This window comes from Vibrio sp. M60_M70 (assembly GCF_037162085.1).
GTDB lineage: Bacteria > Pseudomonadota > Gammaproteobacteria > Enterobacterales > Vibrionaceae > Vibrio > Vibrio diabolicus.
Genome location: NZ_JARLUL010000002.1, coordinates 1,289,809 through 1,316,551, shown reverse-complemented (window position 1 = coordinate 1,316,551; position 26,743 = coordinate 1,289,809). Strand labels below are relative to the sequence as shown.

At 43.7% G+C, this 26,743-nt stretch carries 24 protein-coding genes and 1 pseudogene; 20 read left to right on the top strand and 5 right to left on the bottom strand.

What is annotated here, in order from left to right; translation table 11 throughout:
- The first annotated feature begins 8 nt into the window (after window positions 1-8).
- The 12 genes and pseudogenes from P4S59_RS21550 (at window position 9) to P4S59_RS21495 (ending at window position 14,871) form a co-directional block, all read left to right on the top strand.
- Window positions 9-803, top strand: coding sequence for a type VI secretion system accessory protein TagJ (locus tag P4S59_RS21550; protein ID WP_104973744.1), 795 nt, complete (start codon window positions 9-11; stop codon window positions 801-803).
- Window positions 804-810: 7 nt separating this feature from the next.
- Window positions 811-1,275, top strand: coding sequence for a type VI secretion system baseplate subunit TssE (gene tssE, locus P4S59_RS21545; protein WP_012842186.1), 465 nt, complete (start codon window positions 811-813; stop codon window positions 1,273-1,275).
- Window positions 1,272-3,094: pseudogene (gene tssF / locus P4S59_RS21540) on the top strand (type VI secretion system baseplate subunit TssF). The gene tssE and the pseudogene tssF overlap by 4 nt, the downstream one beginning before the upstream one ends.
- Entirely contained in the window at window positions 3,091-4,056 is a 966-nt protein-coding gene (tssG, locus tag P4S59_RS21535; protein WP_053808355.1) for a type VI secretion system baseplate subunit TssG, read from the top strand. Before tssF ends, tssG begins: the two are co-directional and overlap by 4 nt.
- Before the next feature lie 10 nt (window positions 4,057-4,066).
- Window positions 4,067-6,634: a type VI secretion system ATPase TssH gene (gene tssH / locus P4S59_RS21530; RefSeq protein ID WP_337169029.1), complete on the top strand. Its 2,568-nt coding sequence runs from the start codon at window positions 4,067-4,069 to the stop codon at window positions 6,632-6,634.
- Window positions 6,635-6,842: 208 nt separating this feature from the next.
- Entirely contained in the window at window positions 6,843-7,322 is a 480-nt protein-coding gene (locus P4S59_RS21525) for an Hcp family type VI secretion system effector (RefSeq protein ID WP_005375967.1), read from the top strand.
- 48 nt (window positions 7,323-7,370) lie between these two features.
- Window positions 7,371-9,206: a type VI secretion system tip protein TssI/VgrG gene (tssI, locus tag P4S59_RS21520; RefSeq protein ID WP_337169028.1), complete on the top strand. Its 1,836-nt coding sequence runs from the start codon at window positions 7,371-7,373 to the stop codon at window positions 9,204-9,206.
- Window positions 9,207-9,217: 11 nt separating this feature from the next.
- Window positions 9,218-9,508: a PAAR domain-containing protein gene (locus P4S59_RS21515; protein WP_005375969.1), complete on the top strand. Its 291-nt coding sequence runs from the start codon at window positions 9,218-9,220 to the stop codon at window positions 9,506-9,508.
- Window positions 9,509-10,009, top strand: a complete 501-nt coding sequence (locus P4S59_RS21510; RefSeq protein ID WP_337169027.1) for a hypothetical protein — start codon at window positions 9,509-9,511, stop codon at window positions 10,007-10,009.
- Window positions 9,958-10,347 (top strand): hypothetical protein, encoded by a 390-nt coding sequence (locus P4S59_RS21505; RefSeq protein WP_337169026.1) that lies wholly within the window; start codon window positions 9,958-9,960, stop codon window positions 10,345-10,347. Before P4S59_RS21510 ends, P4S59_RS21505 begins: the two co-directional genes overlap by 52 nt.
- Window positions 10,348-10,671: 324 nt before the next feature.
- Complete coding sequence (locus P4S59_RS21500) at window positions 10,672-11,805, top strand: exonuclease SbcCD subunit D (protein WP_012842192.1); 1,134 nt, start codon at window positions 10,672-10,674, stop codon at window positions 11,803-11,805.
- 9 nt (window positions 11,806-11,814) lie between these two features.
- A complete protein-coding gene (locus P4S59_RS21495) occupies window positions 11,815-14,871 on the top strand; it encodes an SMC family ATPase (RefSeq protein WP_337169025.1) in 3,057 nt (1,018 codons plus the stop codon).
- A gap of 90 nt (window positions 14,872-14,961) precedes the next feature.
- Here P4S59_RS21495 and P4S59_RS21490 read toward each other — a convergent pair whose 3' ends face one another.
- On the bottom strand, window positions 14,962-15,876 hold the full coding sequence (locus tag P4S59_RS21490; protein ID WP_337169024.1) for a LysR substrate-binding domain-containing protein: 915 nt from the start codon (window positions 15,874-15,876) through the stop codon (window positions 14,962-14,964).
- Between the two features lie 112 nt (window positions 15,877-15,988).
- On the opposite strand from P4S59_RS21490, the gene P4S59_RS21485 reads away from it, so the two are divergent.
- Genes P4S59_RS21485 through P4S59_RS21455 form a run of 7 tightly spaced genes read left to right on the top strand, consistent with a single transcriptional unit; the run spans window position 15,989 to window position 22,047 of the window.
- On the top strand, window positions 15,989-16,471 hold the full coding sequence (locus P4S59_RS21485) for a TRAP transporter small permease (protein WP_012842195.1): 483 nt from the start codon (window positions 15,989-15,991) through the stop codon (window positions 16,469-16,471).
- 3 nt (window positions 16,472-16,474) lie between these two features.
- Window positions 16,475-17,773, top strand: coding sequence for a TRAP transporter large permease (locus P4S59_RS21480; RefSeq protein WP_012842196.1), 1,299 nt, complete (start codon window positions 16,475-16,477; stop codon window positions 17,771-17,773).
- 12 nt (window positions 17,774-17,785) lie between these two features.
- Window positions 17,786-18,811 carry a TRAP transporter substrate-binding protein DctP gene (gene dctP / locus P4S59_RS21475; RefSeq protein ID WP_257889106.1) on the top strand — a complete coding sequence of 342 codons (1,026 nt, stop codon included), beginning with the start codon at window positions 17,786-17,788 and terminating at the stop codon, window positions 18,809-18,811.
- 58 nt (window positions 18,812-18,869) lie between these two features.
- Entirely contained in the window at window positions 18,870-19,967 is a 1,098-nt protein-coding gene (locus P4S59_RS21470; protein WP_337169023.1) for an NAD(P)/FAD-dependent oxidoreductase, read from the top strand.
- Window positions 19,951-20,250, top strand: coding sequence for a (2Fe-2S)-binding protein (locus P4S59_RS21465; protein WP_012842199.1), 300 nt, complete (start codon window positions 19,951-19,953; stop codon window positions 20,248-20,250). The genes P4S59_RS21470 and P4S59_RS21465 overlap by 17 nt, the downstream gene beginning before the upstream one ends.
- An 11-nt stretch (window positions 20,251-20,261) precedes the next feature.
- Window positions 20,262-21,725, top strand: a complete 1,464-nt coding sequence (locus tag P4S59_RS21460) for an NAD(P)/FAD-dependent oxidoreductase (protein WP_337169022.1) — start codon at window positions 20,262-20,264, stop codon at window positions 21,723-21,725.
- A complete protein-coding gene (locus P4S59_RS21455) occupies window positions 21,694-22,047 on the top strand; it encodes a RidA family protein (protein WP_257889110.1) in 354 nt (117 codons plus the stop codon). Before P4S59_RS21460 ends, P4S59_RS21455 begins: the two co-directional genes overlap by 32 nt.
- A gap of 47 nt (window positions 22,048-22,094) precedes the next feature.
- Here P4S59_RS21455 and P4S59_RS21450 read toward each other — a convergent pair whose 3' ends face one another.
- Window positions 22,095-22,475 carry a cystatin family protein gene (locus P4S59_RS21450; RefSeq protein WP_005396397.1) on the bottom strand — a complete coding sequence of 127 codons (381 nt, stop codon included), beginning with the start codon at window positions 22,473-22,475 and terminating at the stop codon, window positions 22,095-22,097.
- A gap of 314 nt (window positions 22,476-22,789) precedes the next feature.
- On the opposite strand from P4S59_RS21450, the gene P4S59_RS21445 reads away from it, so the two are divergent.
- On the top strand, window positions 22,790-23,323 hold the full coding sequence (locus tag P4S59_RS21445) for a lipocalin family protein (protein WP_337169021.1): 534 nt from the start codon (window positions 22,790-22,792) through the stop codon (window positions 23,321-23,323).
- A 198-nt stretch (window positions 23,324-23,521) separates the two neighbouring features.
- Here the strand turns inward: P4S59_RS21445 and P4S59_RS21440 are convergent, their stop codons facing one another.
- The 3 genes from P4S59_RS21440 to P4S59_RS21430 form a co-directional block, all read right to left on the bottom strand.
- Window positions 23,522-24,517, bottom strand: a complete 996-nt coding sequence (locus P4S59_RS21440; RefSeq protein ID WP_337169020.1) for a succinylglutamate desuccinylase/aspartoacylase family protein — start codon at window positions 24,515-24,517, stop codon at window positions 23,522-23,524.
- 110 nt (window positions 24,518-24,627) lie between these two features.
- Window positions 24,628-26,160, bottom strand: a complete 1,533-nt coding sequence (gene yfcC / locus P4S59_RS21435) for a putative basic amino acid antiporter YfcC (RefSeq protein WP_258687208.1) — start codon at window positions 26,158-26,160, stop codon at window positions 24,628-24,630.
- A gap of 203 nt (window positions 26,161-26,363) precedes the next feature.
- Window positions 26,364-26,684, bottom strand: coding sequence for a c-type cytochrome (locus P4S59_RS21430; RefSeq protein WP_005396401.1), 321 nt, complete (start codon window positions 26,682-26,684; stop codon window positions 26,364-26,366).
- Window positions 26,685-26,743: the final 59 nt, after the last annotated feature.

Below are 26,743 nucleotides of genomic sequence, written 5' to 3'. Positions count from 1 at the left end.
AAATAACAATGACCCAATGGAAAAATGCTTTGTCCCAAGGCCAATTGCAACAAGCTCTAGAGCTATTAATTGATGAAATTAAAGCGGCGCCTAAAGATGCAAGCTTGAGAAGCTCGTTCATTGAGCTGCTTTGCATTGATGGAGACTTCGAGCGTGCGGATGAGCAACTTATGCAATCGATCAAATTGTTTCCTGAGTATCTACCTGGTGCAAGTCAGTTGCGACATTTAGTGAAAGCGGCCCAGGCTAGAAAAGATTTTATCGACGGTGCGGCTAGTGCCAAGGTATTAGGTGACGAGGAATTCACTAAAGAGCTTGTTCGCTTTAACCTCGCTCTCAAAAATCAAGACTATGCAGAAGCGTCACACCTAGCGCATAGCATTGAAGAGCATCGTACTATTAAAGGCTTTAACATAAACGGTACAAACTATGAAGATGCTAGGGATATTGATGATCGTTTAGGTGGTTACATTGAACTGTTTTCCACCGCGGGTAACTATTTTCTTGTTCCAATTTCTAGCATTCAAGCGCTAGAAATAAAAGCACCTACCTCTTTATTAGAAAGTATTTGGCGACCTGTAGAGTTTGATATTGACGGACTTGGCGAAGGAGAAGGCCATATGCCATTGACCTATGTTGACTCAGAAACTGACGCACAAAAGCTAGGTCGAGAAACAGATTGGAAACAGCTTGGTGAGCAAGAGTCCTTCGTGGGTTTAGGCCAAAAATGTTGGCTAGTTGGTGATTCAGCCCTCCCAATCTGTGACTTGATTACATTGTTAGAGTCGAAACAAATAGCGTAACAATAACATGTCTTTAACCGTTTCTCTGCTCGACAAATTGATGGATAGTGATCCTTCAACTAGAGATGAAAAAGACTTCCCTACGAGCCAACAACAGATGTTGAACAGCTTGCTTAGAGATTTGGAGTCTATGTTAAATAGTCGTATCGGATGGAAAAACATTCCTGATGACCTTTTAGAGGTTCGCTATTCAATATTGAATTATGGTCTGCCAGATTTTTCCTCGATGCCTTATAGCAGCCAAGAGGGGCAGAATCAGCTTTGTGACATTGTTCATGATGCAATTAAAGAGTTCGAGCCTAGGTTAAGGAATCCTTATGTCCAGATTTCGGACGAGAAAAACGCTATTGATAGGGTGTTGAGGTTACAAATTAGCGCCACTTGCTTAATCGATAACAGCATTCATGAAGTGCGATTCAATTCTGAAGTAGAGCCGGTAAATTTAGGTATGAAACTGAGTAGAGCGAAATGAGTGAAGAGTTTCTCAAATACTATAATCGCGAGTTAGCTTATTTACGTCACAAAGGACAAGAGTTTGGGGAGCAGTATCCTAAGATCGCTGCGAGACTCCGTATCAGTGAGGAGCAGGTTGACGATCCACATGTAGAAAGATTGCTAGAAGGCTGTGCATTTCTAACGGCAAGGATTAGACAAAGTTTAGACAATAGTTATCCTCAGTTCACTGAATCTTTGATGGGGCAGTTATATCCGGATTTTCACGCACCAATTCCATCAATGTCCGTCATTAAGATGAACTGCTCTAGCTCCACTTCCTCTTTTTTGACGTAGAAGAAGGTGAGCGAGTCGTTATCGGTGCTCCTGGATACCACGAATGCGAGTTTAGAACCTGTTATCCGGTCAGAATGTACCCTGTTGATGTGACCTCTGGCGCTTTCAAAAACGCACCGCTTAAATCGGTGGGCTCCCAATGGGAAAGCCATGCTCATTCAGTTTTGAAAATCCAGCTCACCGCCCAAGATGAAGAGACATCTCTGAGTGACATGGGATTAGAACGGTTGCGCTTTTATTTAAACGGGCAATCTCAGTTGACGTTTAAACTTTACCAAATGCTATTTCAAAATCTAATTGGTTTATCTGTCGTTGCGGGTGGCACAGAAGTTCGTTCTTTAACGAAAAGGCATCTTATTGAAGTGGGATTTTCAGAAGATGAGAAGGTTGTTCCATACAGTAAGAGAAGCTTTTCGGGAGCAAGATTACTTGTTGAGTATCTGCACTTTCCTGAGAAGTTCATGTTCTTTGATATCACTGAACTTGGATTATCAGAGCTAGCTCTTGGAGAGCAAGCTGAACTGTATTTTTACTTTGATACCAATGATGATTGGCTTCCTAAGCAAGTGGATGAAGAGAGCTTGATGGTTGGTTGTGTGCCAGTCGTCAACTTATTTAAAAGTGTTATGGAGCCCAAGCGTATTCTACCAACCGAGTACGATTACCACTTATCACCGCAATACCAGGAAGCCGAGAGTAACGAGGTTGTCTCTATTTCTGACGTAACATTGAGAAACTGGAACAAAACGTATCACAACCTGCCATGTTATCACGCTGGTGAGCACACGCATTATATGAACGCCAGTGAAATTTATTGGTTGATGAGACGTGAGGATAAAAACTGGGCTGGTGGATACGATGAGCCGGGTAGGGAAACTTACATTTCTTTTGTTGATAAAAGGCATCAATTGTTCAGTCCGGAGAGCCGAGAAAATTGGTTAATGTACGTTGAAGCTGAGTGCTGCAATCGTAATTTAGCGCAGAAGCTTCCATTTGGAGGTGGTCTTCCAAAAGTCTCTTTGCCGGAAGTAAATGACAACTTCGAGTCAGTTCGTTGTTTAGTTTCTATATCAGAAACCCTCCGGCCAGAAATGGATGAAAGTACACGATGGCAGTTAACTAAGCTTCTAACTTTAAACCACTTTACCGAAGAAGATGGATTAACAACTTTGAAGCAAACTCTGAATCTCTATGCATTTTCTGGGACCGCAGAAACGAAAGCGGTAATTGATGCTTTAGCGAAGTTAGAGTTCGAGCCGACTACCGGCAGAGTCAGTCAGAAAGGTAAAGTTGGTTTTGCGCACGGTATAAAAATCATTTTGACGGTTTCTGATCAAATTTTACCTAAAGAGCAAATCTTCCTCCTAGGTAGTGTGCTATCCGTTTACTTTGCACAATATGCTGAAATTAACATTTTTACGCAGCTAGAAATAAGACTTAAGTCAACGGGAAAGCCCTTCCACTTATGGCCTGCATTAACTGGCGATAAGGTGTTGCTATGATCGCGGAGCAATTTTATCGAGATCTAAAGCAACATCCGTTGTTTGAAGCAATTCACCTTATCGAACACGAGATCTTGCAAGCCGAGGCACAAATAGGGACAGATGCTCTACCGAAGCATGAAAAACTAAACTTAAAGGTCAATCCATCGTTAGGTTTTGAAAATGCGCAGCTTTGCGATCTAAAACATATTGATAGCCACAAGCTAGCACTTGAAACCAATTTAATAGGCCTAACGGGTGAGCAGGGGGTGCTTCCTCAGCACTACAGCGAGTTAGCTTTGCATCGTCAAAAAGAAGGCGATACAGCAATGGTGGACTTCTACGATATTTTTAACCACCGTTTACTGTCTCTTTACTATCGATGCTGGCAACTAAGTCAATTGACCGTTCAGTCTCGTGCTCATGCACTGGGATTACGTTCACCTTTAGAAGATTGTAAATCGGCATTAACTGGGCAGGGTAGTTCTTTGTCTCTGCACTATGGTGGTGTTTTTGCTTCACCGACGAGAAGCAAAGCTGGATTAAAAAGTGTTCTTGAATGTTTATCTGGATGCCAAGTAAAGATTCATGAGTTTCAAGGGCAGTGGCTACATCTTGCAAAAGAAGAGCAAACACGTCTTTCATCTCGAACTATGCCAGAAGGGCAGTTTGCTCAACTTGGTTCCGGAGCATCCTTAGGCTCGAAAGCTTGGAATATAAACGCAGGAACAACGATCGAGTTTCTGCCAAAGCACAAAGATCTGGTTAGTAAATTACTGCCTAACCATCCAAATGTAGAAATTATTAAACGTGCGGCTTATGAATTTATTGGTAAGCATAAGCAAGTGAAATGGCAGCTCACCACCAAACATAGTTTATTACCTCAAGTTTGTTTATCAAAAAAACATGGTCAGTTAGGTGTTGGTTCTGTACTTAAAAAACATAAACGCACAAAAGATCGAACCATAACAATTACTATTTAAAGGAAACATAATGGCTTCACTCTCACTTTCAGCGTTGGTCGAAAGATTGTCTCCTCAGGCTAAGGAAACACTTGAACAAGCAGCTGCGATGGCAAGCTCTCGAACCCATCACAGTATTGAAATGTCTCACTGGTTAATGACGATTATTCAACATCCTGCCGATATTTACTCGGAAGTTTTCGACGAATTTGATGTCGATAAAATCAAGGTTGAAACTGATCTTCAAAAGACACTTGAAAAATACAAAACGGGATGTCAATCGGTCCCAGGTCTTTCAGCTCACACAGTGACTGTGATGCAAAATGCTTTGCTATCGGCAACGATTGAGTTCAATCAGGAGCAGTTGGATTGCATTCATCTTTTATTTGCCTACTTGTCCGATGATACGTTAGTCAACATGGCTGGTTCGATTAGCCCTGAGCTAAACAAGATAGAACCATCGCGGTTATTGAACTTTAAAGAAAGTAATACGCGTCAATCAGGATCGAATGACCTAGGGAAATCAAACGCGAATTCTGCGCTGAATCAATTTACAACAGATCTTACTGAGCAGGCTAGGGAAGGTAAGATAGATCCGGTTATTGGTAGAGACAATGAAATCCGCTTAATGATCGACATCTTATTAAGACGTCGACAAAACAACCCGATTCTAACTGGTGAAGCTGGCGTTGGAAAAACAGCCGTTGTTGAAGGCTTGGCGCAAAAGATTATTGATGGCGATGTACCTCCTGCTCTACAAAATGTAGCGATTAAGTCTTTGGATCTGGCGTTATTGCAAGCTGGTGCTGGCATGAAAGGTGAGTTTGAAAACAGACTTAAAAACCTTGTGAAAGAAGTTAACGACGCACCACAACCCATTATTTTGTTTATCGATGAAGCACATTGTCTGATTGGTGGTGGGGGACAAGCAGGACAAGGTGATGCAGCGAATATTCTAAAGCCAGCGTTAGCGAGAGGTGAACTCAGAACGATCGCAGCAACAACTTGGGCAGAATATAAAAAGTATTTTGAAAAAGACGCGGCTCTTACCAGACGCTTTCAAGTAGTGAAGGTCGACGAGCCAGCGCCGGAGCTAGCGATCGAGATGTTACGTGGTTTACTTGACGTAATGGCACAACACCATGACGTCCACATCACTAGCCAGGCCCTCAATGCTGCCGTTCAACTCTCAGCTCGATACATTAATGGCCGACAACTGCCAGATAAGGCTGTGTCTGTTTTAGACACAGCCTGCTCGCGAGTCGCGTTAAGTCAATCGTCTACACCGGGAGGTCTAGATGCGAAAAGGAATAAACTAAAAGCTAAGCAAGCTGAGTATGAGCACCTAAGCCAAGAAAGTCAGCTAGGTGCATCTCTTGATATGCAGTTGCAAGATGTCAGAAAAGAGATTGATGTTCTATCTAGTGAAATAGTTGAACTAGAGATGCTGTGGGAGAAAGAAAAAGAGTGGGTAAGTGAAGCTAAGTCACTTAGAGCTCAAATAATCAAGGAGGGTTCTGAGACTGCTAAGGACAAGTTACAGGAGCTCGAAAGTAGCCTCTCCGCTAACTCGCAGCCATTAGTATTTTCGCATGTCAATGAAGCGCTTATTGCAGAAGTAATTTCAGATTGGACCGGGATACCACTGGGCAAACTTCAGGATGATGAAATCCAAGCTGTACTGAGTTTGAAAGAGAGTTTGTGTAAACGAGTTGTCGGACAGGATCACGCTTTGGAAGTCATGTCTGAAGTGATAAAAACTGCCAGTGCACAGCTCACGGATGAGACACGACCAAATGGTGTATTTCTTCTCACGGGACCAAGTGGAGTGGGTAAAACTGAGTCTGCTTTAGCTATTGCAGAGAAAGTGTACGGCAGTGAAGAGAATGTCACAACTATCAATATGTCCGAGTTTAAAGAAGAGCACAAAGTTTCCTTATTATTAGGCTCGCCTCCAGGTTATGTTGGGTATGGCGAAGGTGGTGTACTTACTGAAGCCGTCAGACGCAAACCTTATAGTGTGATTCTCTTGGATGAAATGGAAAAAGCACACCCTGGAGTTCAAGATATTTTTTATCAGGTATTCGATAAAGGCTCAATTAAAGATGGTGAAGGTCGCGATATAGATTTTAAAAACACTATTATTATTATGACCGCGAATACAGGGACCGAAACGACGATGTCGTTGTATTCTGATCCTGATTTATCTCCAGAACCTTCAGCACTAAAAGATGCTTTGCGTGACGATTTGTTGGTTGACTTTAAACCTGCATTTTTAGGACGTGTTAATGTATTACCTTATTTGCCTCTATCAAGAGAAGTATTGATAGAAATAACAAAATTAAAATTAGCCAAAGTTACGAATCGCATTCGTAAAAATTACGGCGCTGACCTATTTTTTGATGAAGAACTAATTAATGATATTGTAGACAATAGTAATGAGTCGGGGAGCGGTGCACGTGTGGTACAGACAACCATAGAAAACACATTACTTCCTAAGATTTCTCATGAAATATTGCATGCAATTCTTAATGATAAGACGTTTGATGAAATTATTGTTAAAGGTACAACTAGTGGACTTGATGTCTCAATAGTTTAACATCCTTTACACTCTCAATAATAATTGGGAGTTGGTTCATATTAACTATTATTTTTTATAAAAAACGCTTAAATTAAGTCTTATTTAAAGATATAACAGGGCGTATTTAAAATGAAGTTTTTGATACATTAATCACTAATTATCATCAAACGTCAGATAATTAAATTACTACGATATATGTCAATTAATAATGCTATAGGAGCTTAGCATGCAGTCTAATACGTATCTTAAATACGCAGATATTAAGGGTGAGGCAACTGCCGAGCAATATAAAGATTTGATTACACTACTATCTGTAGATTGGAGTGTAGGTCGTGAGATCTCATCATACACTGGTACAGCGATGGACCGTGAAGCGAGTGCTACTCGTCTATATGATTTGACTATCACTAAACTTCAAGACCGTTCTTCTCCTGACTTATTTAAAGAAGCGACAATTGGTAAAGGTAAACCTGCGGTTTTCCATATTACTAAGCAGGGTGAGAAAGTTGAAGAAATCATGAAGATCGAACTGACTGATGCGATGATTTCTAACTACTCAGTTTCTATCCAGGATGATCGTCCAGTTGAAACCATCACTATTTCTTACACTGAAATGATGATGACAGTGACTCCTACTGACGATAAAAACAACACTTCTGCGCCATTGGTATACGGCTACAGCGGTGTTAAAGGTCAACAAATGTAATTTTTATGCGGGGGAATATTCCCCCGCATTTTTTGAAAGAAGTATTTAATGAAAAGAGCAACTCAAGATAACAATTTCATCCGAATTTCCTCTCCATTCGGAAAAGATGCCATCATACTAAACTCATTTGAGTATAGAGAAGAGATCTCAGAACTTTTTTCATTGCGTGCTAAAGCTTACTTTAATGATCAACGAAGTGAGTTAAACGAAATAATTGGTAAAGAAGTAACAATTACCCTTGAAAATAGTGAGGATGTTTCTTCAAAACCTCGTTATATACATGGTTATGTCTCTGCTGCAAGATTAGAAGGGCAACGAGTTTCTAATACTCATAATGGTGAGAATTATAAAAATATAGAGTTATTAATAGAGCCTAAATTACGTTTCGCCGATTACAGAAAAAATTGCAGAATATTTCAGCATAAAGATATAAAAGAAATTATCTCCGAAGTACTCTCGGAGCATAGTGTCGCCTTTAGTTTTGAGTTAACTAAGTCGTACCCTAAATACACATACAAAGTGCAATATGAAGAGTCAGACCTTGAATTTGTCCGACGCTTATTGTCAGAAGAAGGGCTATCGTTCTGTTTCACACACACTAAGTCTGTCCACACGCTTAAGATTTTTGACGACATCAGTTTCTATAAGCCGGGTACAGAGTTTTTAGTCGATTTTGATACAGGTACGGCTAAGTCTAGCCATATTTCTTCTTGGCATGAAACCCAAGTTTTGACGACTAAAGCAAGCCAAAAGTCTGGCTATAACATGCTTAAGCCTTCGTCTAATCCTAAAAATACTGCCAAGGGTGAAAGTGATTTTTTTACCGTGCCTGAAAGCGAGTATTTTGAATACATGGGTGAAACGGAAAGTGATGACCAATACGCACTTAGAAACACGCACGCTATAGAAGCACTACAGCAAAACGCATATCTGTGCCGTGGCGAGGCAACGTGTCGAACGTTCCGTGTGGGAAAGTGCTTTAAGTTTAAAAAGCATGAAGATAAGTCTCGAGTCGGCAAAGAATACGTACTGTCCTCCGTTTTTTTATCTGCGGCTGTTTATAATCAGACTGGTCAAGGTGGCACTGCTGCGCAAGGTGTTAAAGTATCATTTAGTTGTGTTGACTCAAAAACAATCCTTCGCCCTTCAGTGAACTATCCGAAACCTCAGATGAAAGGTTTGCAAACCGCAGTGGTAACGGGAAACAAAGATGGCGAAATTTACATAGACAAACACGGTCGTATTAAAGTTCAGTTTCACTGGGATCGTGTTGGTAAATACGATGTAAACAGCTCATGTTGGATTCGTGTTGCGCAAAATATCGCGGGTAACGGATGGGGCTCGGTGTTTCATCCTAGAGTAGGACAAGAGGTCATCGTCGAGTTTGTCAATGGCGATCCTGACCAGCCAATTGTTACGGGGTCACTGTACAATGGTAGTCAACTCCCTCCCTACACGTTACCAGAGCAAAGCTCTCAAAGTGGTTATAAATCGCGTTCTGTACAAAAAGGCACATCTAATTTTAATGAGTTGCGCTTTGATGACAAACCCGGTGAAGAACACATCTATCTTCATGCCGAAAAACTTTTCCAAATGCTAGTTGAAGACTGTGTTGATATTGCCGTTGAAAACAGTAAAACCGAAAAAGTGACGAATGATGTCAATCAAGAGATTGGCAAGAATGCGACCTTGAAAGTAGGTAAAAACTTTTCTAATGAAACGGGTGAAGTGTTGTCTTTTAATGCAGGAAAGAGTATCGAGATCAAAGTCGGTGGCGCTTCGATTCAGATGTCTAGTTCCGGAGAAATCAACATCAAAGGCAATAAAATATCTATTAACGGCTCTGCTATCGCTCTTAAAGCTGGGCAAATTTCATTGAACTAAGGTGATTTAAAGTGGGTAAACCAGCCGCGATATTGGGCAGCTTTCATCTTTGTCCTAAAAAAACAGGAAAAATTCCTCATGTAGGTGGCCCCGTCGTAGTTGGCTCGCCAAACGTGACAATTGGCGGCATTCCAGCGGCTAGGCAGGGAGATAAGCTTATATGTATAGGTCCTCCGGATAGCATCTCAGCAGGCTCTTCTAGCGTTACAATCAACGGTAAGCCAGCGGCAAGGGTCGGGGATTCAACGTCTCATGGTGGTAAAATTCTGTCTGGCATGCCTACGGTTTTAATCGGAGGCTAGATGCCACTCGCATTTCAAACTCATCTTCTTGCTATTAATGGCAGGCCATACACTGTTCGTGAGATAGCTAACGAATGTTTTAGATTGCCCGCAGAAACACCAAGATCCTATCCTGATCAATCACTGTATGAGCAGATATTAAATCTTGTGCGCTCTAAGCGCGAGATACTGGAGCAAAGTGATATCAAAGGGAATATCTGCGTTCTTTTACCGTCTTCGGTAGATAAAAGCTTGCTTAAGGCATTGATAAACGAGTTTTCTCTTATCCTTGATAACTCTGCCAATAGAGAAATTTATTTTTATCCTTATGGTCAAGCGGCGTTCTTGATGGCGCTAAATCGGATAAACCGTGAAGTTAACGAAACACAAGCAACTTGGATACTGGCTATAGAAATTGCTCGCGATGCAGAAGAGCATGCCAAATCTCAAAACTCGATCATTTTGACGAAGTGCTTTTTCAACAGTCCGGCCTTGTTACTGATGATGTTAGAATTGATTTAGATACCAAACAACAAAGCATTGCTGTCGATAAAGTGTTTAAACAACTTGGAGTAGGGTGTGATCACTCACTTAGTGAGTTGCATTTATCCGTTGATGGAGATGAGCCTCGATGGTTAAATGCTATGCAACTCTTGTCTCCCTGGGTGACCGATCAAACTCAGTATCAATTTATTGATGTTAAACTAGGAGGGCTGGGCGCATGCGGAGGTGTTTTAAAAGTGTTAATGATTGAGGAGCATCAAAGAAGTAGCCTCAACTCAGACTTCCACGTTTTGCAAGCTGATATCGAGCCAGATGGTTATACGGTGGGAGTTCTATATAATTGGCATAACGAGTAGTTCTTGAGCTAGTTTGTCCCTTCTAAACGTTGGCTTTTAATGGTTTAAAAGTGACGGTTTTGTTTACTCGAGACCATCACTTAATGTTGTTTAAAAGGTGTTTATACAACGTTCTTCTCGCTTTCCGGTGAAATAGTGAACCATAGAACATAAACTACATGAAAAGCTGTTCGACTCAAGATATCCTAACCCAAATTAAATAAATTGAGCTTTGGTTTGTGCCAGATTCAGCCAGTCACGTAATACTCTGATGTTTACACGGCTGAAATTCGGATTCTTGCAGGAGCAAACCTTGCTTAAAGATTTGGCGGAAAGTGAATTCGAATGAAGTTTATCCACACCTCAGATTGGCATCTTGGTCGACAATTCCACAATGTATCACTACTCGAAGATCAACAAGCAGTACTCGAACAACTGATTAACTATATTGAACACAACCCCGTCGATGCCGTTGTAGTGGCGGGAGATATTTATGACCGTTCGGTGCCACCAACGGTTGCAATAGAACTGCTAAATCGAGTCGTGAAGCGTATTTGTACTGAACTGAAAACACCGATGATATTGATATCTGGCAACCATGATGGTGCAGAACGATTAGGTTTTGGCTCAGAGCAAATGAAAAATGCAGGCCTTCATATTGTTAGTAACTTTGAAGATATGCTAACTCCCATCATCATAAAAACGGACTCTGCGGGTGAGGTAGCGTTTTATGGCATGCCTTATAACGACCCTGAACAGGTCAGATTTGCCTACAAAACCTCGGTATCAACTCATGATGAGGCACATCAACTGCTTGTAGAGCAAATAAGAGAGCATTTCATTTCAGAGCAAAGGCGTGTTCTCGTTAGCCACTGTTTTGTTGATGGTGCTATTGAGTCTGACTCTGAACGACCACTATCTATTGGTGGCTCTGATCGCGTAAGTCATGAGCATTTCTTAGATTTCGACTACGTCGCACTTGGTCATTTACATCAGCCTCAGAAGAAAGGCGCAGAGCATATCCGTTATTCTGGTTCACTTATGAAGTATAGTTTTGGTGAACAGAACCAGAAGAAAGGCTTCACGTTAGTCGAACTAGACAAGAAAGGATTTGTCTCTGCTAAACATATTGAGCTAATTGCCCCTCATGAAATGCGCATTGTTGAGGGAGAGCTAGATAAAGTCATAGAGCAGGGCAAGACTGACCCTAAAAATGAAGATTATTTGTTAGTTCGTTTGATGGATAAACATGCGATTTTAAATCCAATGGAAAAGCTTCGTTCGGTGTATCCAAACGTTTTACATCTTGAGAAACCGGGTATGTTAATTGGGGTAGAGCAGGAAATGGCGCAAGCAAAGTTGGCCCGAAGCGAAATTGATATGTTCCGAGACTTTTTTATTGAGGCGCAAGATAGTCAATTATCCCAAGAGCAAGAACAAGCCGTTACTGACATTATTAAGCAATTATCACAGCAATAGGGACCAAAGATGAAACCGATCAAACTTACCATGCAAGCCTTTGGTCCGTTTGCAAAAACCGAAGTCATTGACTTTGAAAAGCTTGGCCGTAACCCTCTGTTTTTGATTAATGGTCCTACAGGCTCAGGTAAAACGTCGATCTTAGATGCCATTTGCTTTGCCCTTTACGGTGAAACTACCGGTAATGAGCGGCAAGGCATCCAGATGCGATGTGACTTATCGGCGCAAGACTTACCAACCGAAGTCGCTCTAGAATTTTCGTTACATGGCAAACAATACCGAGTTGTGCGATCTCCAGAACAGGAAGCGCCCAAAGCGCGTGGTGAAGGGATGACGGTAAAAAAGCACACTGCGGCTCTTTATGAACTCGGCGAGACCGAAAAGCTCATCACTAGTAAGACGACTCAGGTTAAAACTGAAGTGAGCCATATTATTGGTTTGAATGAAACGCAATTTCGCCAAGTAATGGTATTGCCTCAAGGAAAATTCCGGGAGCTGTTGCTTGCTAGTTCTAAAGAGCGCGAAGAAATTTTTGGTCAGCTCTTTCAAACGGACATATATAAAAAAATTGAGTACGCGCTCAAGGATAAAGCGAGCGCAATCAGTAAAGCGAAAGATGAATTTGATAATCAAATTCGAGGCGCTTTACAAGTTGCAGGAGTGAGTTCAGAGCAGGAATTATTACACCAGCTTGAACAAGCAGCTGAGCAGCTAGAGGTCGATAGAAAGAATGAACAAGCTTCGTTAGATAAGCTAAATGTTGCTAAATCTGAATTACAAAAAGCGGAAACTATTAATGGAGAGTTTTCGAAACGAGAGCAAGCAGAAAACGCACTCAAGCTGCATCTAGAACACTCAGACTCGATAAAAGTTCGTCAACAGCAATTAGAAAATGCTAAAAATGCCAATAAGATAGAATTATCCTACGTCTCATTACAAAATGCAAAAACTCAAACTCAAGAGCTCAGACAAAAAATAGTTGCCTTGAAAGAGAGTCTTGATAAAGCCAATGCTGTTACGAAAGAAAAAGAAAACTTGCAGCAAAGTGCAAAAGAAGCCGCGGCAAAAGTCCCACAGTTAACGCAACTGCAGTATCAACTTGAAAGCATGAAAGACAAGTTGGTTGAAAAAGCCAACTTGGAAAGAAAAATAACGGCAGGTCATCAACAAAAACAACAATTTGAAGCAACGTTAAAACAGTACATAGAGCTGAAAGACAAGTTAGCGTTTCAGGCGCAACAGGGCCAGAAAGATCTAGAGCAAGCCCGAGTAGATGTTGCGCTTGTTGGAAGCATCGATGCGGAAATAAAACAAAAACAACGACTACTACAGGATCTACAAAAGCTGCATGGTCTTACTTTGGAGCTCTCTAAACTCACGGCGTTAACCGTAAGCAAGCAGCGGTCATTACAGGAAGCCAGTCAGCGCTATATGCAGTATCAACACGCCGCTGATACGATAGAGCTTAAGTGGCATAATGCTCAAGCGGCAGTATTAGCGCAGCGACTAAAGGCAGGTGAAGCATGTCCGGTATGTGGCAGCCAAGCGCATCCTAACCCTGCAACGTTTGTTGAAGAAGTCGTTACAAAAGAGCAAGTTCAGGCTGCCAGAGTGAAAGAAAGAGAAGCTCAAGCATCGTTGAACCAGCTAAGTAATCAGCTAGAGCAACATAACGTTGTCATTAGTCAGTATCAGAATCAATGTAACCAGTTGAAAGAAGAGCTTGGTGAGCATGCAGCATCTGAGATCTCGACGGTTCAAACTGAGTTACAGGCGCTTAATGATCAACTTCTACGTCTACAATCTATTGATATTGAAAAGCTAGAAAAGAACGTTGAGCAGCTTAATCAACGCTGCTTAGTGGGTGAAAATAAAATTCATGAGCTGCAGAATCAAATGGCGGCAAATGAGTCAACCGTTCAAGCAAACCAAGAACAATTGACTCAGTTACAAGCTTCTATCGATCCGAAATACAGTTCCGTTGGCGCGCTTGAGCTCGAAATTACGCTGACAAAAGAGCAAATTCTGACCTTGAATACAGGTTTAGAAAAGGCGCAAAACGCTTTGCAGCAAGCGGTATTAGCGCAATCGAATGCTGAAAGTCAGTTAGTGACGAACAAGCAGTGGCTATCTGAGTCAGAACAAAAGCTTAGCCAAGCAGAATTAGCGTGGAATGAGGCATTACAGGCGAGTAAATTTGAGGATGAAAGCAGTTATCTAAATAGCAGAGTGACAGATGATGAGCTTCAAGCGTGGCAGAAAGAAATAGACAACTTCAAACAGACACAAACCAAGCTTGAACAAACACTACATGATTTAAACCATGCATTGAAAGCGCTTGAAAGACCGGACTTGGATTCGCTTAACGACAGCTTAACCACTCTGCAGGCGCAGTATATTGAAGTAAGGAATCAGCTCGATACCACGCGCTCAACCTTTGAGCGAATTGAAAAAGTTCGTAAAGATATTGCTACGCTGCATGAGAAAAATAGCAAGTTAGAAGAAGAGTACAAAGTGTTTGGTACGTTATACGACGTTGCCAGCGGTAAAACAGGCAGCAGGGTTAGCCTGCATCGCTTTGTTCTTGGTGTACTGTTGGATGATGTTTTAATTCAGGCCTCTCAACGTTTAAGCCTCATGAGTAAAGGGCGCTATATTCTTGCTCGAAAAACAGAGGGCTTCAAAGGCGCTGCGGGTCGCGGCTTAGATTTAATGGTTGAAGATGGCTACACAGGAAAAACACGTGATGTTGCGACACTTTCCGGCGGTGAATCGTTTATGGCAGCGCTTGCTTTGGCGCTTGGCTTGTCGGATGTTGTGCAATCATATAGTGGTGGTATCCGTTTAGACACTTTATTCATTGATGAGGGGTTCGGTAGTTTAGACCCAGAATCTTTGGATCTCGCCATTCAAACGCTAGTGGATTTGCAACAGACTGGACGCATGATCGGTGTTATTTCTCACGTTTCTGAGTTAAAAGAGCAAATGGCGCAGAGGATTGATGTTGAACCATCAAGAGTCGGTTCGACAGTATCGGTCAAATCTCAACTAACTAGGACAGTATAACTAATACTCGATTGAAAAGATGTATACTTTGCTGTGTCGTATCCTACGATTTGCAGCAAAGTATACTTAGTTGATGCTCGGAACAACCATCTACATGGAAACGAATTGTTTGACTCCTCCTCGTATGCTCTCTGCAAACACTTTGGCAAGCTGAGACATAGGTTTATGCGCAGGGGTTAGAATGGCGTGATCAAACATTACGGCTGGCGTAAATGGGCGAAACACCACATTTCCTTGACCGGATTTATACAATTTGTAACTAGCCGCACTGATTGGGTCACAGATACAAGCACACAGCTTCTGCTCCACAAATTCGAAGCCTGAAATGTAATTTTGCAACTCGAATCTTGGTCGATAAGTAGCTCCACATTCCTCAAATAACATGCGTACATGCTCACTTGCAGAGTGACGCGTATACAGCGCAGCCAGCGGTTCGTTATCCAAATCTTTCGGAGCAATCACTTCTTTAAGCGCCAGTGGGTGGTCTTTATGCAACGCACAAACCCCCTCAAGGTGAATGGGTTCGACATGGAAAGAATCCCTGTCTTTCGGTAGTTCCGAGTACCCAATATCATACTGCTGGGAGGCGACCCAGTCCTGAACCATGGTCGAACTGCGCATCATCATCGATACTTCGACCTCTGGTCTATCCTTCACAAATTCTGCAATTACATGTGGCATAAAGAACAGCGCTGCTGCAGGCATGCACGCAATGCGAAGTTTCCCACGAGTTAAGTTTTTGACCTCTGCCATAAGCTGTGTTGAGCGCGATAACCGCTCCAGAATGGCGTCTGTCTCTTCAAGTAAAAAGTACGCTTCAGGGTTTGGGATTAGCCGGCCTTTATGCCGCTCAAACAATGCGAAGCCAAGCTCTTTCTCCAAGCTAACCAGCATCGCGCTTATCGCAGGCTGAGTCCGGCACAAAGTTTTCGCTGCGACAGTAACCGAGCCAGAACGCATCACGGTGCGGAAGGTTTCAAGTTGTTTTATTGATATATTGCTCATATCTTCCTATAAGAAAAAATTATGACTTTAGAGAAATTTTAAATTTGTTTTTATTAACTGTCACCATTAAATTAACGATGTATTTACAAATACAACAATAAGGAAATGTACTGTGGAGCAAAAGTTCAGATATCTGCTGACTTGCTTGATTGCATCTGTAGCGCTGATGCAGTTCATCCAAGTCGTGACGCGATATATCTTTGAGGTCCCAATTATGGGACTGGAAGAGTCGATGGTGATCCCCACTGTTTGGCTCTACATGCTTGGCGCGGTGAATGCTTCAAGGGAAGACACGCAAATCCGTGCAAATGTGCTGGAAATTTTCATTAAGACAGAACGCGGACACCAGATCCTCGCTCTGGTTGGTGAAGTGATCAGCTTTGTTATTTCGGCCTGGCTGACTTACTGGGCATGGGATTATGCCAAGTACGCATGGCGAGTTTGGAAAGAGAGTCCAACGCTTTATATACCTACGTTTTATCATGAGTGCTCCGTATTTCTCGGATTACTTCTGATCACTCTTTTCATCGCTGTTCATATCGTCAAGTTGGTGCGCCAGCTTAGATCTCCATCCTATTCAGTAAGTAAGGTTTAAATTATGGTTGAAGTAGCTCTGTTAGCAGTGGCAGTTTTGGTCATACTGCTGACGTTCGGTGTGCCTTTACCGTTCTGTTTCGGTGGTGCGTTAATGGTGATGAGTTTTGTCGGCGATATGTCGATGAAAGGCAATATGATGTGGGGCGCAGGCCAATTAATGAACCCGGTTCTGCTTGCGATACCGCTGTTTGTCTTGGCTGGCACCATCATGAGTCGAAGTGGTATCGCCGCCAGTTTATTAGGCTTTGTGAACGTTTTTGTCGGCCATATCCGCGGCGGATTGGGCATTGTTGCCTCAGTTAGCTGTGCAATTATTGGTGCAATTTCAGGTAGTGGTTTGACCGGTGTGGCTGCCATTGGGCCTTTGCTTATCCCTGAAATGGAAAAGCGCGGTTACCCACGAGCGTACGCAACAGCTTTGATTGCAAACTCATCAATTCTAGGTCTGTTGATTCCGCCAAGTGTCACCATGATTGTCTATGGTTGGGTCACAGATACTTCTATTCTGGCCTGTTTCCTTGCGACTTTAGGTCCGGGTTTGTTGGTCACTTTCAACTTTGCCGGAATCAACATGTTCATGGCGCGTAAGTTTCCACTGGTGTTGGATGACAAACCAACGATGTCCGAATTGATTAAGCAGACATCAAGCAAAACCTTTAACGCGATCCCTGCTTTATTGATGCCTGTGATCATTTTGGGTGGCATTTATGGCGGCATTATGACGCCAACAGAAGCCGCAGCCGTCGCAGTGATTTACGCTGTGCCAGTTGGGTTCATGATCTACAAAGGTCTGAGCTGGAAAACTCTGCTGGAATCCGGGAAAGAATCGGCAACCGCGGTTGGCTCTATCATGTTTATGATTCTGTTTAGTCTCATCCTGAGCCAGATGTTCGTTGTTGAAGACATTCCTCAGCAGCTTGTAGAAGCCATCTTTGGTATCACCGATAACAAAGCGTTGCTGCTTATTTTCATTAACGTGTTGTTGTTTTTAGTGGGCATGGTTGTGAATGACCTTACTGCTATTATCCTTATCGCGCCGCTGCTTTTACCACTGATGACAGCAATTGGTATCAGCCCAATTCAGTTTGCCGCCATTATGGGCGTAAACACGGCAATGGGTGGTGTAACCCCTCCATATGCGTCGATTCTTTACCTAGGTGCTCGCATCGGAAACGTTAAGTTCTCGGAAGTTGTTGGCCCTGCAATGCTACTGATTGTGTTTGGCTACCTGCCAGTCGTAATCCTAACTTCGTTCTGGGCAGATTTGTCTCTGTTCCTCCCTACTGTGTTTGGTTATTAAAAGGAAATTACCATGTTTAAAACAAGTAAGTTTGCACCATCAAAAACACTGAAAAAATACAGCGTTCTTGCTTCGCTCATTGCAGCCGCAGTGACAGCGATCTCTGCGCAAGCAACGACATTAAAAATCAGTCATGTTCGTCCACAAGGGACAGTGGTTGATAACGATATTAAACAACTTAGCGAGGCGCTTAAAACCTCAACAGACGGTGATCTTAAGTTGCGCGTTTATGCCGCCAATGCCTTGGGTGACTACACTTTAGTTCAGGAACGCATTTCTGTCGGTGCTATCGATATGGCGTTGCAACCCGCGTCTACGTCGACGGATAGACGCATGCAGATTGGTTTGTTGCCTTTCTTAGCCAATGATTGGGAAGAGGCGCAAAACGTTTATGGTAGCGGCGAACCAGTACGTGAAGCTATGGAAGAGTTGTTTGAAAAACAAGATATTACTCTGCTTGCCGCGTATCCAGTCTACTTCGGTGGTATCTCGTTAAATCGTGAAGCTGTGGATGCAGGCAACCCAGATTCAGCTAAAGGCATTAAACTGCGTGTTCCGCCGATCAAGAGCTTCCAGCTTTTGGCTGATAATGTCGGTTACATCGGTTCCCCACTGCCGTTCTCTGAAGCCTTCACCGCGGTTCAAACTGGCGTAGTTGATGGTGTGATTGGTTCTGGCGCTGAAGGTTACTATGCATCATTCCGTGACGTGACAAAGACATATATTCCTTTGAACACGCACTTCGAAATCTGGTACTTGATGATCAACTCAGAGCGTTTGGATGACTTAGACGAAAATGAGCAACAAGCTCTAAAGGCCGCAGCGCAACAGTTTGAGTCTCGTCGCTGGCAGGCGGCTCAAGTCGACCAAAAAGAAAACGAACAAAGACTCGTTGAAGCAGGTGCCACCATTGTAGAAATGACACCAGCGCAACTGCGAAAAACAGCGGATAAAGTTCGCGCAACAGTATGGCCACAGATCATCGAAGATATCGGCTCAGACTGGAGCCAGCCAATCATAGATAAAGCGCTGAATTAAGCAAAGCACATACAAACGGGGGCAGTCCTGCCCCCAAATTTAGTCTGAAGAGAATGTTATGAAACCGGAATACATAGTTGTCGGTGGCGGTGTCGTGGGGTGCGCTTTGGCCTACGGGCTGCTGAAAGCCGGCCATCAAGTCACCGTATTAGACGGTGGAGACAGTGCGCATCGGGCATCACGCGGAAACTTTGGCTTAGTGTGGTTATCAAGCAAAGGGTTAGACGCGCCACATTACGCAGCGTGGACTCGTCGTTCAGTGAATTTGTGGCAAGGATTAGCGCAGGAGCTGGAAAGCGCAACGGGTGAAAAGTTAAACCTGGTTCAGGAAGGTGGATACGATTTCCACTTCTGTGAAAAAGAACTCATGGCCAAGGCGCAGCAATACGAGCAGTTGCGCGAAGCCCTGGGTACCGATCATCCCTATGAAGTCTGGGACAGAGCCCGTTTGCTCAAAGAAGAACCCGATATCGGCCCAGATGTGGTAGGGGCGATTTATGGCCCGGAAGATGGTCATGTGAATCCGCTGCAACTACTTAAAGCGTATACCAAAGCCATTCGTAATCTTGGCGCGAACCTTATTACGGGTGTCCATGTCTCGGATATTGAAAAGGATGACACAGGGCGCTTTCAAGTAATACTTGAGGACGGTACGCAGTACCAAAGTGATAAAGTGATCCTGTCTGCGGGTTTAGGTGCGGCCAAACTCGGACCTAAGTTGGGCTTTGTTGCCCCAATTTCGCCTCAAAAGGGGCAAGTGCTGATCACGGAAAAATTGCCGAAAATCATCAAGCGTCCTTCTGGCATTATTCGACAGGTTGACGAAGGCGGCATCCAGATTGGTGACTCGAAAGAGAACGCTGGGTTTGATGATAGTGACACGCTTGAAATGACAGCCGCTATTGCGGAACGAGCCATCGCCGTGTATCCGTTTTTGGCACAAACAAGATTGGTCCGCAGTTGGGGCGCGATTCGAATTGTCTCTCCTGATGGCCTGCCGATCTACCAGCAATCAACAACGCATTCTGGCGCTTACCTGATTAGCTGCCACAGCGGAATTACCCTTGCAGCGGCGCACTCCTACTTACTTCCACATTGGCTGGAAGATTCTGCCGATGCACCAAATTTGGAGGTGTTCAGTGAAGAACGATTCTAAGTTTCAACGACTTGAACAGGCTGGCTCTCAGCCTAAGTCGGTTCAGTTTTACTGGGAAGGCAAACCGTATACCGCGTGTAAAGGGGACACCATTGCCGTGGCACTTTTTTCTGCGCAAGTAAACCATACACGTGAAACGCCGCAATCGGGTTCCCCGCGAGCACCGTTCTGCATGATGGGAAGTTGCTTTGAGTGTCGCGTTGAAGTGAATGGTGAACAGAATGTTCAAGCCTGCATGAATTTAATCGAAGACGGCATGCAGATTCGCCGCCAAACCACCTAACAGGAGACATCATGCAAGACGAAGTAACCAATGTAGTGGATGTATGTGTGATCGGAGCGGGGCCCGCAGGGATGAAAGCGGCTGTGCGCTGCTCGGCCGCGGGTGCTAGCGTCACTGTTATCGATGAACAAGCACGTCCCGGCGGGCAAATTTACCGCGCAGTGCAAGAGAACGGCCACCCGAATGGGCATATTTTTGGCCCGGATTACTTGCGCGGCGCAGAGTTAGTAAAAGCCTTTAATCAAGCGGAAGTAAATCACGTATCGCAAGCCACATTGTGGCGAATTGATGAAGACAATACGGTTTATTGGAGTCAGCAAGGCAAAGCGCATAAGACCATCGCGAAAAATATCATTATCGCTACTGGCGCGACAGAACGTCCGTTTCCGTTTGTTGGTTGGACATTACCCGGTGTAATGACCGCAGGGGCGTGTCAGATCATGATGAAAACATCGGGTTTAGTGCCAAAACAAGCGGTTATGGTTGGAACGGGGCCACTACTTTACCTATTGGCCGCGCAAATGATTGACGCCGGATCGCCTCCTAAAGCGATCGTCGATACTCAACAATCAGATGGATATTTAAAATCACTCCGATTTGCGTCAAACGCGTGGACAGGGCGTAAGTATTTGGTTAAAGGGTTAGGTTTACTAGCGAAGTTACGAAAGGCCGGAATAAAACGCTATACAAGGGCGACTAATATCGAGGCCGAAGGTACAGATTCTGTGCAAGGGCTGGTGTTTAAGTGTGGCGGAAACAAAGTGTCGTTAGAGGCGGGGACGGTATTGGCCCATATCGGCGTAATTCCAAACGTGCAACTGACTAGAGCAATGGGATTAGACCATCAGTGGGATGCCTTACAAGTGTGTTGGAAACCAACGCTTGATGAAAACAATATGAGTTCTCGACAGGGCGTTTTCATTGCCGGAGATAGCGGTGGTATTGGCGGTGCACTGGTGGCCGAGCTACAAGGTGAATTGGTCGCTTGCCAGGTATTGCAATCGCTACAAAACGAGCTGAGCCGGGAGCTGATTAATGAATCTCTGGAGCTCAAAGAATCTATAGAGCACGAGTTGGCAGTCCGTCCATTCTTAGACACCTTGTACGCGCCGCCCAAACAAGCGTTATCCCCATCAGATAAGACTATCGTCTGCCGTTGTGAAGAGGTGACGGCCGGTCAAATTAGACAACATGCAGCCAATGGGGCGAATGGAATTAATCAAATAAAAACCTATACCCGTTGCGGTATGGGGCCATGCCAAGGGCGTTACTGCGGTTCGACAGTCGCACATATTATCAGCGATAAAATAGGACTATCGATGGAGCAAGTTGGTTATTACCGCCTGCGTAACCCAATCAAACCGCTGAAGCTGGGAGAGTTAGCCAGTTTAACGCCAGTCAATAAATCATTTATGGAAAAATACAAAAGTGAAGGAGCAAGTCATGAACAACGTGCAAAAACAGTACAGCAATAAACGAATGAGTAAGGTCGTGATTCATAACGATACCGTGTATCTATGTGGGCAAGTTGGTGTAAAAGGCACGAGTGTTGCGGAGCAAACGGAAGAGGCTTTGAAACGTGTCGAAGATTTATTGATTGAAGCGGGGAGTGACCGCAAACACGTTTTGCAGACGATTGTTTGGCTAGCAGACATGAAAGACTTTGATGAAATGAATAGCGTTTGGGATACGTGGTTTGAAGAGGGTTACGCACCTGCGCGTGCATGCGGGGAAGCTAAGTTGGCCAGTCCAGAATTAAAAGTGGAGCTGATTGTTACAGCAGCTCTCAGAAAGTAACAGATATACTCAAAAAGCCCCTATCTAGGGGCTTTCTTACTTAATCGCTACTGTTCGCAAAAGTGGCCTTCTTTTGGCGATTGGGTAATCGCATACTCACCATCTAGGTTGCGATAAACAACTGTATTCCAAATAGAGCCATCATCCAATTCAAACTCAATGGCATAGTTGACGCCGCTAACGATTTGCGCGTGAACGTTCAGTATTTGTTTGAACGACGCTATTGTGTCCATTCTTTTCAAAACAAAAGCCATTGCCTTTTGTGCATCAGGGGTAGCATTAAACTCATTCCACCCACCTGGCATGTTTCCTTGTGTATTACATACATCTGCCGAGGTTGTTAATTGTGTCGCTTGGCTTGGGTTTTCCTGCTGGCAACCTGCAAGCAATACCAAAAGTGCACAAACTGACACTGTTTTTAATTTCATAACAATAACCTCTGTCTATATCGCGACGTATTATAGGAGGGGGATATGACAGCGTATGTCTATATTGTGCAAAGTTTCTATATGCATACGGTTAAATGCTGACAAAATATACAAGTATGCCCAACTTGTAAGTAAAACATAGAACAATATTGTTAGGGAATTGCTGACATAACGAGGTTTTGGTGTTCAGCATACTATTGACAATGAAGAACTGTGATGTCTAGCTACGTACCTTTGGGACAGTGGTGCGACTTAGTGATCGATTTGCTACCTTCTACAGTAAAATCAATCACTAAATCAAATTTAGGTGTTGTATGAAATCGCTAAAAACATTATTACTTTTATCACTTGTTACTTTATTTGGCTGTACCTCTAAACCTGATGGAGTGGAGCCAGTTAACAATTTTGATTTAGAGCCTTATCTAGGCAAGTGGTATGAAATCGCACGGCTCGATCATTCGTTTGAGCGTGGTCTATCCAACGTTACGGCCGATTATCGGCTTCGCGAGGATGGTGGGGTTAAGGTGACAAACCGCGGATATTCAGAAGAAGATCAACAGTGGTCCGAAGCTGAAGGTAAAGCTTATTTTGTTGAAGACGAAACGGTTGCGCACTTAAAAGTCTCCTTTTTTGGGCCAATCTATTCTTCTTACATTGTGTTTGAGCTAGGTGAAAACTATGACTATGCGTTTGTCTCTGGTTACAACCACGATTACTTGTGGCTATTGTCTAGAACACCCAACGTTGATGAGAAAATCCTGGAGCGTTTTAAGCAGGTTGCTAAAGAGAAAGGTTTCGCGTTAGATGATCTAATTCTCGTTGATCAAGAGAGTGGACGACAGTTTTAAGTTCATCAATGCGACTTCTAAAATCGACAGAAGCGAAGTTTCTGTCTCGCGGTTTTGAGTTTTGCTTGGAATATTTTTGTTACCTTGTAACCTCATGTAGTCAAAAATATAGCCCCATCATTTGTGATTAATCGTGATGGGGCTTATATAAATTTGAGTGAGCGTTGAAAGGTAGATCTATCGACAAACGGTTATGGTTTACTTAATCAAACGAACGATCAGAGAGCCAGGCGCCCGAATAGATTCCACATTGTGGCTGAGCACTGTACCACTTGTCGGGGCGGTGTAGCGCTCAACTTCAGTGCCAAAGCTGTCGTATTGAATCGCAACCAGTTGGCCTTGCTCGACAAAATCCATCAAACCAACATGAGGTAGTACAAAGCCGCCATGTGTCGCTTTCACACTGACGATCTCGTTTCCTTCCAAGCATGAAGTGATAGGCTCTATCTTACCTTCTACGACGTTATGCTGCTTCAACACATTAAAAATGCCTGATACGGTTCGACTAATGAGTTCTTGCTCTGTGTAGCGCCCCATACCCACTTCAACCGTAATGCTTGGGACACCATGGTTATTCCAAACTGTTTCAAGGACGCCAGCATCTCCAGGATCATTTAAAATTGCATCAGGATTAATGAGACGAGCCATTTCTAATGATTGCTCAATTCGGAAGTCTGCAAACACGTATAGTGGATAGGCCGCACCACTGGTTTGAGTGTGAAGGTCAATGGCTAAATCAGCATTTGGCTTGAGCAGATCATTCCACAATGCATATAAGTAGCGTTGTGCCTCATTGCCGTTTTGGTCACCAGGGAAAAAACGGTTTAAGTTTGCAGGAGACGCATCCGGGTCTGCGGAATAGAAATCGCGGCTGTGGTTTAGCATACCTGGCATGTTAACGGTTGGAACAATAGTGACAGTACCAGCGACTTCAGTGCCGATGAGCTCTCGAGCAGTTTTCTGCGCTGCTAACACACCATTGTACTCATCACCATGAACCCCTGCGGTAATCATGATTTTCTTGCCAGGTTTTTCACCTTTGAACACTAGTACAGGTAGGTGTTGCCACTGAGAGAGAGCATTCGTTGCGATGCGAAACCAGAACTTATGCTCGCCCGAATTTAGGTCTGCTACATTGAGAGATTGAATCACTTGATGACCTTGAATCACGTCATCGAGAAATTGTGTTGCCATTAAAGTTACCACTCCAAAACCATAAGCTAATCTAAAACCTTAGCGTCGTCATACGATGAATATTAATAAGGCGAGAACATGTCTCGCCTTAATTACCAATTGGTTTCGTTTTACGCAAAACCCATCATATGAGCTGCGATAACGACGATACTTGATAGGGTAAAGAGTAATAGAATAAATCGCCAGCAGAATTTTGCCCAGTCACCCCAGTCGATACGGCAGACACCAAGCGTTGCCATGAGAGATGCCGAAGTAGGGACGATAACGTTAGTAAAGCCATCGCCAAGTTGGAATGACAAAACGGCAACTTGGCGCGTAACTCCTGCAATGTCTGCCAGAGGGGCCAGTAGAGGCATCGTTAGTGCCGCTTGTCCAGAGCCCGAAGTGACGAAGAAGTTGAAGATAGATTGGAATACATACATTAACCACGCCGCAGCCACGTCAGGAAGCCCGCTAATCACGCCGCCAGCGCTGTTTAGAATTGAATTCAGTACACTCGCTTCATCAGTTGTACCACCACCAAGGATAAGCAATACACCTTTTGCACAACCCACTAATAGGGCAGGTGCAAGCATAATAGCAGCCCCCTCTTTAAACGCATCGGCAGCGCAGTTGAGCGTCATACCGTTTAAGCGAAAAATCGTACCGATGATCGCGACAACAAAGCCCATAGTGAAGAATTGAGAAGCGATTTCTGGGATGTACCATGCGTTAGCGACCACGCCCCAAACAACCCATACTGTGGTTGCAATAACCGTAAGGATAACGAGTGTGTCACCTAGGTTCCAACGAGAATCTTGATTGCCAAGCTCTTGCTGACGGAAGTATTTGTCTGTGCGGTGACTGTAAGAAAGTTCTGGGTTTGACTTCACACGAGCGGCGTAGATCATTGTGAAAGCGATACCGATTAACGTAAAGCCAGCCCATAACCCCATGCGCACTGTCATGCCGGATAAAACAGGTACACCCGCAATGCCTTGCGCAATAGCGACGGAGAAAGGGTTCATCCAAGAAGTAGCAAAGCCAATTTGAGTCGCAACATAGGTCACCATTACCGTAGTGATACCATCATAACCAAGGCGAACCATAAGCGGCGCGATAATAATCGCAAATGCTACGGCTTCTTCACCCATACCAAATACCGCACCGCCTAGCGAGAACAGCAAAAATAGCACTGGAATGAATAGCGCTTCGTTACCTTTGGTCTTATCGATAAGGCGCAGGATACCGTTGTCGATTGTGCCTGTGCGCATTACAACGCCGAAAGCACCGCCGATAACCAACATGAACATAATCACGCCGATCGCGCTGCCCCATTTAGAGCCAGAAACTAGCCCTTCGAAAGGGAAGTTCATCAGGCCAATGCCACCACCAGAAGCAAACAGGCCAACCTTGTTGTAAACCAATTCACCGTTTTCGTCGGTTGCATAAGAGAATGAAGATGGATCGATAACCGTGCGAGTTTTTTCTGCACCATCGACCATATAAGTCACTTGCTGACTGTCAAAATGGCCAGCAGGAATTAAGTAGGTAAGAATCGCAGCGAGAATACCAACAATGAAGATCAAAATGAGGGTATCTGGCATCTGCCATGATTTGGGTGTAGCAACCGAGTCTGCTGGTTGCGCATGTGTGTGAGACATAACTTACTTCACGTTAAATTCAATGAAGCATGAAATATCAATAAACCAGAATAAAAAGTCAATATTAATGGAAATATTGAACTATAAATTCATCAAATATTTGAAGTGAAGTCATTGTGATTATTTTACAAGCAGAGTTTGGTTAAATATTTTTTCTCGGTTCGGGGGCTCACAAGCTCTTGTTGTGAGCCGAGATAAACAAATCATTTGTCTTGCGTCTGTTCTGCATAAAATGCAGCGACATCACGAAGATCCTCATCATTTAACATTCTTAACTGTGCGCCCATCATTTCGGCAAGCGGCCCTTTACGTTCGCCTGCTTGGTAAGACTTCATCGCATCGTATAGATACTGAGCATTTTGACCTGCAAGATTTGGGTAGGCATCATTACCTGCGACGCCTGTGGCACCATGACAATAGACGCAGCTAGGGGATTTGATTTTACCTTTATCAGCATCACCAAAAGGCGCGGCATGGCTAGCGGAAGAGAAAATAAGAGAGGTTAGAAGTACAAATCTGAACATGAAGATTGTCTATTCGCTAAAAAGTCATATCGATACAATAAAGCTTCCCCTTAGGGGAA